Source organism: Terrabacter sp. P5_B1 (assembly GCF_056400505.1).
Genome location: NZ_JBFULD010000457.1, coordinates 1 through 2,483, shown reverse-complemented (window position 1 = coordinate 2,483; position 2,483 = coordinate 1). Strand labels below are relative to the sequence as shown.

At 70.5% G+C, this 2,483-nt stretch carries 2 protein-coding genes; both read right to left on the bottom strand.

The genetic code is table 11. From position 1 onward, the window contains the following. Nucleotides 1-28 precede the first annotated feature (28 nt). Entirely contained in the window at nucleotides 29-229 is a 201-nt protein-coding gene (locus AC1DP0_RS20800; protein WP_478088269.1) for a cold-shock protein, read from the bottom strand. A 218-nt stretch (nucleotides 230-447) separates the two neighbouring features. Further along, nucleotides 448-2,483 (bottom strand): DEAD/DEAH box helicase (locus AC1DP0_RS20795; protein ID WP_478088268.1); only part of this gene is annotated, 2,036 nt, incomplete at its 5' end.

The window sequence follows — 2,483 nt, the reverse complement described above, 5'->3', positions numbered from 1 at the left end:
CTGTGGGTCCGCCGAGATCAGCGAGTGATCAGAGAGCGCGGACGCGCATCGCCTGCGGGCCCTTGGGACCCTGCTCGACGTCGAACTCGACGGCCTGGTTCTCCTCGAGGCTGCGGTAGCCGTTGCCCGTGATCTCCGAGTAGTGGACGAAGACGTCGGGACCMTCGGTCGGGGCGATGAAGCCGAAGCCCTTCTCCGAGTTGAACCACTTGACGGTTCCCTGTGCCATGTTTTCTCCTTTGGGTGGAAGTGAGCCGTTGCTTGTCAGCGACTCCGCGGCCGGCAGAGACGCGACCACTCCAGAAACCCTGAAGAAACAGTTGCGCTCGCAATGCGTTCCTTGCGAGCGTGTGAACACACGAGCACCAAAAACGCCGACCGGTGACGCAACCATAACCGACTCGACAGCCCCGGCGACAATTGCGGCGCGTCCGGGAACAGCCGACGTCAGTCCAGCCGGTCCGCTGCGACGACACCGCGCAGCACGCTGTCGCTCGCCCGGCGGGCCGTCGTCGCGAGGGCGGGGTCCGCGGCGTCGGTGAGCTGTCCCAGCAGGTCGATGACCTGCTTGCACCGCCGCACGAAGTCACCCGCGGCCAGGTCGGTCCCGCGCAGGACGTCCTCGAGCCGCTGCCCGCTCGCCCACCGGTGCATCGACCAGGCGAGGCCACCGTCCGGCATACCCGTGCGGGGCAGCGCGAGAGCGCCCTCGGCGTCCTCGAGGTCGGACCAGATCCGGATCATCCGGTCGTACGCCTCGCGGACGTCGTCGTTGGGCCACCGCGGGGTGAGGCCGCCCTCCTCGCGGCGCGGCTCGTGCACGAGCGTCGAGACGACGGCTGCCAGCGACGCCGGGTCGAGGCGGCGCCACACGCCCTCGCGCAGCGACTCGGCCGCGAGCAGGTCCTTCTCGGTATAGAGCTGGCGCAGCCGGTCGCCGTTGGCGGTGATCGTCTGTCCGCCGTCGCCGAGGTAGCCCATCTCGACGAGCAGCTCGCAGATGCGGTCGAAGGTCTTGGCGACCGAGTTCGTGCGGCCGTCCACCTTGCGCTGGATGCCGTCGGTCTCGCGCCTCAGGCGCCACCAGCGCTCCGCCCAGCGGGCGTGGTTCTCACGGTCCGGACAGCGATGGCACGGGTGCGCCTTCATCCGCCGGCGCAGCTCGTCGACCCGGTCGTCCGTCGGGTCGACGTCGGCCTGGCGCCGACGGGGCGGCGGGTCGTGCGGCATCGTCGCCCGCAGCGTCGCGGCGAGGTCGCGGCGGGCCTTGGGGTTGCGGGCGTTGAACTGCCTGGGCACGCGCATCGAGCCGAGCGGCTCGAGCGGAGTGGGCACGTCGTGCAGCGTCAGGCGCCGCAGCTGGTGGTCCTCGGTGACGACGGCCGGCGATGCCGACTCTCCCCGGCCCCCGCGGTTCGGCATGACGACGACGGCCAGACCGCTGTGTCGTCCTGCCGGGATGCGCACGATGTCCCCGATCTTCAGCTCCTCCAGGGAGATCGCCGCGGCTGTCCGCATCGACGCGGACCGGGCCTTGGCGCCCTCCTTCTCGACGTCGCGGATCTCGTTGCGGATCGCGGCGTACTCGGTGAAGTCGCCGAGATGGCAGGTCATCTGCTCGGCGTAGCCGACGAGAGCCTCCTCGTTGCGCCGCACCGTGCGGACGAAACCGACGACGGCACGGTCGGCCTGGAACTGGGCGAACGAGGTCTCGAGGATCTCGCGGGCACTCTCGCGACCGAACTGTCGGACGAGGTTGACCGCCATGTTGTACGTCGGCCGGAAGCTCGAGCGCAGCGGGTAGGTGCGCGTCGATGCGAGGCCCGCGACCCCGGCCGGGTCGAGACCACGGTTCCAGAGCACCACGGCGTGACCTTCGATGTCGATGCCGCGCCGTCCGGCCCGGCCGGTCAGCTGGGTGTACTCAGCCGGTGAGATGTCGACGTGGTTCTCACCGTTGAACTTGACCAGCTTCTCGAGCACGACGGTGCGCGCCGGCATGTTGATGCCGAGCGCCAGGGTCTCGGTGGCGAAGACGGCCCGAACCCGTCCGGCGGTGAAGAGCTCCTCGACGATCTCGCGGAAGGTCGGCAGCATGCCGGCGTGGTGTGCGGCGAAGCCCCGAGAGATGCCGTCGACGAAGTCCCAGTAGCCGAGCACCGTGAGGTCCTCCTCGGCCAGGCCCTGGATGCGCTCCTCGACGAGGCGCCGGTTCGCCTCTCCCTCCGACTCGGGGATGAGCCGCATGCCGCTCGACAGGAGCTGGCCCACGGCACCGTCGCAGCCGGCCCGGCTGAAGATGAAGGTGATGGCGGGCAGCAGGCCCTCTCGCTCGAGCCGCTCGATGACCTCGGCACGCGTCGCACCGCCACCGGGACGTCCGCCGCGCGAGAAGCCGCGGCCGGCGTCGCCACCACCCGGGCCGCCGCGACCGGACGGCGCGTCGTTGCCCCGGCGTCCGCGGCCTGCCCAGTCGTCACGAC